Source organism: Streptomyces sp. B15 (genome assembly GCF_018070605.1).
In the GTDB taxonomy this organism is placed as follows: Bacteria; Actinomycetota; Actinomycetes; order Streptomycetales; family Streptomycetaceae; genus Streptomyces; species Streptomyces smyrnaeus.
The window spans coordinates 1-5,471 of the sequence record NZ_JAGPXJ010000180.1 but is presented as its reverse complement, the minus strand read 5'-3'; the positions used below and the strand labels follow the sequence as shown (position 1 = coordinate 5,471).

Below are 5,471 nucleotides of genomic sequence, written 5' to 3'. Positions count from 1 at the left end.
GTCCTGCAGCCCGGTTTCGTGGGCACCGAGGCCCCCGACTGGATCCTGCGCGACATCGGCGACGGGTTGGCCTCCGTCGTCCTCTTCTCGCGCAACATCTCCTCCCCGGACCAGGTGGCGCGCCTGACCGCACAGCTCCGCGCGGAGAACCCCGCGCTGATCGTCGCGATCGACGAGGAGGCGGGGGACGTGACCAGGATCGAGCCGGCCACCGGCTCGACCCGGCCGGGCAACTTCGCGCTGGGTGCCGTCGACGACCCGGAGCTGACCGAGGCCGTCGCCGCCGACCTGGGCCGTCAACTGCTCGCCACGGGGGTGACCCTCGACTTCGCACCCAGCGCGGACGTCAACTCCAACCCTGACAACCCGGTCATCGGGGTCAGGTCCTTCGGCGCCGACGCCGACCTGGTGTCCCGGCACACCGCGGCGTGGATCCGCGGTCTCCAGTCCTCCGGAGTCGCCGCCTGCGCCAAGCACTTCCCCGGACACGGTGATGTCGCCGCCGACTCGCACCACGAGCTGCCCACTTACGACGCCGACCGGACCGGGATCGCCGCCCAGTCCCTGCCCCCGTTCCGGGCCGCGATGGAAGCGGGTGTCCGCGCGATCATGAGCGGACATCTGCTGGTACCCGCCCACGACGCAGACCTCCCGGCCACGCTCAGCCGGGCAGTACTGCGGGGACTGCTCCGCGAGGAACTGGGATTCGACGGGCTGATCGTCAGTGACGCCATCGAGATGGGCGCCGTCACCGGGCGCCATGGGATCGACGGGGCCACCGTGCGGGCCGTCGCAGCCGGAGTGGACGCCGTCTGCGTCGGCGGGGAGAGCGCCGAGGAGAGCACCGTCGACGGACTGGCCACGGCACTCGTCGAGGCCGTCGTCCGCGGCGACCTCGCGGAAGAGCGGCTGGCCGAAGCCGCAGGCCGAGTACGCGAGTTCGCGGACTGGTCAGCCGCGCTGCGGGCAGCCGTCCCCGCCCGGGAGGCCGCCCGGGACATCGGCTACGTCGCGGCGCGGCGCGCCGTCCGGCTCACCGGCACCGCACGGGACACCCTCCCCCTCGCGGCCCCGCCCCACGTGGTGGAACTGGTCGCGGCCACCAACATGGCCATCGGCAAGGAGACCCCGTGGGGCGTCGCGGCCCCGCTGCGGGAACGCCTCCCGGGCACGACCTCCGCCCGCGTGCACGGCGACGAACTGCGGGAGCGGGCGGGCGTCCTCGACAGCCGGGCGCTGGCACCCGCCTCCGGGCGGCCGCTCGTCGTGGTCGTCCGGGACGCCTCCCGCCACGCGTGGATGAGCCGCGCCGTCGCCGCGCTGGTCGCCGCACGCCCGGACACCGTCGTGGTGGAGATGGGCCTGCCGAGCGACGCCCTCACCGGAGCGACGCAGATCGTCACCCACGGCGCGAGCGCCGCCTCCGGCGTGGCCGCGGCGGAGCTGCTGACGGGCGGCCCCCGGGCCGCCGACGGCTTCCACCGCTGTGTGTCGTAGCCGTGACGGGTGCCCGCCCGGGATCAGTCGGGCACCCGGCCCTCGCCGCTCAGCGTCCGCCACAGGAAGGTGTGGGTCAGCGCCTCGACGAAGGCGGCCTGCTCATGGTCGGCCGCACCGGCGTGCCCACCGCCGGTGTTCTCGAAATACCGGACGGGCAGCCCCCGGGACCGCATGCGCGCGGCCATCTTCCGGGCATGGCCCGGGTGGACGCGGTCGTCGCGGGTCGAGGTCGTCAGCAGCAGCGGCGGACAGCCGCGGTCGGCGTCCAGGTTGTGGTACGGCGACCAGCGGAGCAGCTGGGCGCGCTCATCGGGTGTGTCCGGATCGCCGTACTCGGCGATCCAGGACGAGCCTGCGAGCAGCCGGTGGAAGCGCAGCATGTCCAGCAGCGGTACCTCGGCGACGACCGCGCCGAAGAGTTCGGGATGGCGGGTGAGCATGACGCCCATCAGCAGGCCCCCGTTGCTGCCGCCGGAGATACCGAGCCGCTCCGGTGCGGTGATACCCCGCGCTGCAAGGTCCCGGGCGACGGCTGCGAAGTCCTCGAAGGCGCGGTCCCGCGCCGCACCGAGCGCCGCTCGGTGCCAGGCGGGACCGTACTCGCCGCCGCCGCGGATGTTCGCCACCACATAGGCGCCGCCGCGCCGCAGCCACGTCCTGCCCGTCACGGCGGAGTAGGACGGGGTGAGGGACACCTCGAACCCGCCGTAGCCGTACAGCAGCGTGGGCACCGGTCCCTCCTGCCGCTCCGGCCCGACGACGAAGTACGGCACCCGGGTCCCGTCCGCCGAGACCGCGAAGTGCTGCCGTACGCACAACCCCTCGGTGGCGAAGCGGGCCGGCGCCTGCTTCAGCGTCTCCACGCCCGGTGCGTCGGCCATCGCCCGGCACAGGGTGGCGGGCTGCAGATATCCGCTGACGTCGAAGAGGATCTCCTCCGCGTTCTCGTCCTCCTCGTCCGGGGCGGTCGCGGTCACTGCAGCCGTGGACAGCGGCGGCACCTCGCCGAGCGGGCGGCGCGACCAGCCGCCGCCGGAGTTCGGCGTGAGCAGCTGCAGACGGGAGGAGACATCGGTGAGGGTCTCCAGCACGAGGTGGCCCCGCGTGGTGGCGTACCCGTCGAGGACGGTGCGCTCGTCCGGAGTGAACAGCACATCGTGCGCGCGCTCGCCGCGCAGGAAGGCGTCGAAAGGGAAGGCCAGCAGTGCTCCGGCCGGCCGGTCCAGCCAGGGTGAGCGCAGGCGGACCAGCAGCCATTCCCGGTGGATCCGGGCCAGCGCGTCGTCCGGCACCTCGATCCTCACCGGAGTGGCGTCCGGTCCGAGCAGGAAGTACTCGCTGCGCCAGAAATCCCGATGGCGCACGGCCAGATCCCGCTCGAAGCCGGGGGTGAAATCGTGCCAGGCGTGGACGGACACGTCCTCGGCCCGCCCCTCGAAGACGACCGGCGACTCCGCGAGCGGGGTACCCCGGCGCCAGCGCCGCACCGTGCGCGGGTAGCCGGACCTGGTGAGCGACCCGGGGCCGGTGTCGGTGCCGACGAAGAGGTGGTCCTGATCTATCCAGCTGACCGAGGTCTTGGCCTCGGGCAGCCGGAAGCCGCCCTCGGCCTGTGTCACGAAGCGGCGCCCCTCCACGTCGTATTCGCGTACGACAGTGGCGTCGGCACCATCCCGGGACAGCTTCACCAGGGCCCGCTTCCGGCCGGGCCGCTGCACCACCGCACCCGACCACACCCACGGCACGTCCTCCGCCGCGGCCAGCGCGTCCACGTCGAGCACCGTCTCCCAGCGCGGGTCGGGCCCCCGGTACTCGGCGAGAGTGGTGCGCCGCCACACCCCTCTGAGGTGGGCGGCATCGCGCCAGAAGTTGTACAGGTGCGGGCCGCGCCGCACGACGTACGGAATGCGTGCTGGATCGCTCAGCACCTCCCGCGCTTCCTTCCGCAGCGCCTCGAACCCCGGGTCGGCGGCGAGTTCCGCCACCGTCTCGGCGTTCTGCTCCTCCACCCAGGCGAGCGCGGCCTCGCCCTCGATCTCTTCCAGCCACAGATACGGGTCGTCTTCCTCCATCACCCCATGATTGTCCCCCCGGCTTGCACGGTCAGGTCGCGAGCCGGCGCACCGCCAGGAGACCGCCGACGCCCGGGAGGAGAGCAGTGGCCGTCGTTCGGGCCGCCTGTTTGCCGACGAGGAACGCGGTGTGCGCCGGCGGCCTCCTGCTCCGGAGCGCGAGTCGTCTCTCGTTCAGGACAGGGAGATGAGCGCCATCGAGGCCGCTGCGCATACCAGGCCCGCCCCCTGAAGCCGGGTGAGGCGTTCGCGGAGCACGGCGACGCCGAGCAGTACCGGGACGGCCGGGTAGAGGGCGGTGAGTACGACGGTGAGGGAGAGCAGTTGCTCCCGGGTGGCCAGCGTGTAGAGGGTGATCCCGAGAGTCCCGAGGCTGCCGGCTATCAGGCATCCCCACACGGATCCGGCGGACAGCCGGGGGCGGGCGGGACGGCGGGCGACCAGCGGCAGAAGGACCAGGACGGACGCGGCGCGGCCGGCGACGAGAGGCCACAGGCCGGCAGCCGGATCCGCCTGGGCGAGGGCGACGAACTGCAGAGCGAAGCCGAGTCCCGCGGCGAGCCCGTGGTGTGCCCCGGACGCGATGCCGCGGCCGCGGCGGCTGTCGCTGCTGCAGTTGTCGCTGTCGCTGTCGCTGCCGTCTTCGTCGGCACGGCCGGAGCGGGCGATCAGCCACAGCGCGGGCGGGGCGGCGGCGATGCCGTACCAGGCCCACAGCTGAGGGCGGTCGCCCAAGAGCGCCACGCCGATCAGCACGGGCAGGGCGACGGCGGCAACGTCACTCAGCGGCACCACGACGCTGAAGCGGCCACCGCTCACCCCCCGGTAGAGGAAGGCCACACCGATGCCCGTGCCGACGCCGGAGAGCGCTCCCCAGCCCAGCGCACCACCGCTGATGTGGGGCGCGGCGGACCAAGGTGCGACCAGAAGCATCAGGGCGGTGCCGCCGAGCTGGCCGATCAGAGCGACTGCGGAACTGTCGAGGCGGCGCGCGAGCAGGCCGCTGAGAAAATGGGCGGTGCCGAAGAACAGAGCCGACACCAGCGCGAGGGCTTCACCCAACGTCCTGGTCCACGCCCGTGTGAGGGTGCTCCCGGTCCGCCTGCCCGACCGGGCACGTGGCGTCGTCGCGGACGCAGACTCCTCGGTCGCAGAGCCGGCAGAGCCGTTCGGCGTCGCCGGGCTGCCGGTAGAGACCGGCCAACAGCTTGCTCAACAGCGCGTCCAGCTGAGCCTGTTCGTCCTCGTCGAGGTGGCGCAGAGCGCCGGTGAGTGCCTCGCCCCGAGAGGTAAGGAGGCTGTGTGCGGCCCGGGTGCCCGCGTCGGTCGGATGGATAGCGACCCAGCGCCCCCACGTCGACTCCCGGCGGATCAGCCCCTGTTTCTCCAGCCCGTCGACCATGCGGGCCGCCGCGGACTGGCTCAGCCCGACCCGCCGCCCCAGTTCGGTGACGCTGAGCCCAGGGTCGGTGGAGAGCACCACCAGGGCAGCGGCGCCACTGCTGCTGGTGCCGGCCGCGGCCGTGACCCCTGCCAGCAGCCGGTCGCTCAGCGCCAGCGAGGCCGCACCGAGCAGATTTGCTGTGCGAATCTCATCATGCATGACTCATGCATAACCGTATGAGCTGAGAACAAACCCGTGGAGGTCGATCGGCGGGCCCCGGCCATCGCGCCGGACCGCTGAGCGCATATGCGAAGGAGCGGGTGGGAGGTGGTGTTCCTCCCGCCCGCTCCTGTTCGCATGCGTGGTGTGGTGCTGTGAGTGGTGTTGTGGGCGTCGGCTGGTCAGTAGGCGGAGTCGACGTTGTCCATGGAGCCGTAGCGGTCGGCGGCGTAGTTGCAGGCGGCGACGATGTTGGCGACCGGGTCGGTCAGCTGGTCGGGGGTGCCTTCGACGTG

4 protein-coding genes and 1 pseudogene are annotated in these 5,471 nt (G+C 72.7%); 1 reads left to right on the top strand and 4 read right to left on the bottom strand.

Annotation, left to right across the window (positions count from 1 at the left end; all coding sequences use genetic code 11):
- Positions 1-1,497, top strand: a 1,497-nt coding sequence (locus KBY19_RS35520) for a glycoside hydrolase family 3 protein (RefSeq protein WP_210967489.1), incomplete at its 5' end; no start/stop codon positions are given.
- A 23-nt stretch (positions 1,498-1,520) separates the two neighbouring features.
- On the opposite strand, the gene KBY19_RS35515 is transcribed toward KBY19_RS35520, so the two are convergent.
- The 4 genes and pseudogenes from KBY19_RS35515 to KBY19_RS37110 form a co-directional block, all read right to left on the bottom strand.
- Complete coding sequence (locus KBY19_RS35515; RefSeq protein ID WP_099885822.1) at positions 1,521-3,572, bottom strand: prolyl oligopeptidase family protein; 2,052 nt, start codon at positions 3,570-3,572, stop codon at positions 1,521-1,523.
- 174 nt (positions 3,573-3,746) lie between these two features.
- Positions 3,747-4,634, bottom strand: coding sequence for an EamA family transporter (locus KBY19_RS35510; RefSeq protein WP_210967488.1), 888 nt, complete (start codon positions 4,632-4,634; stop codon positions 3,747-3,749).
- Complete coding sequence (locus KBY19_RS35505; protein WP_185019032.1) at positions 4,627-5,175, bottom strand: MarR family winged helix-turn-helix transcriptional regulator; 549 nt, start codon at positions 5,173-5,175, stop codon at positions 4,627-4,629. Before KBY19_RS35505 ends, KBY19_RS35510 begins: the two co-directional genes overlap by 8 nt.
- Positions 5,176-5,357: 182 nt before the next feature.
- Positions 5,358-5,471, bottom strand: a pseudogene (locus tag KBY19_RS37110) (phage tail tape measure protein); the annotation flags it as partial.

Coding starts and splice junctions, on each gene's coding strand:
- KBY19_RS35515 (WP_099885822.1), bottom strand. CDS start 3,572: ATGGAGGAAGACGACCCGTATCTGTGGCTGGAAGAGATCGAGGGCGAG.
- KBY19_RS35505 (WP_185019032.1), bottom strand. CDS start 5,175: ATGCATGATGAGATTCGCACAGCAAATCTGCTCGGTGCGGCCTCGCTG.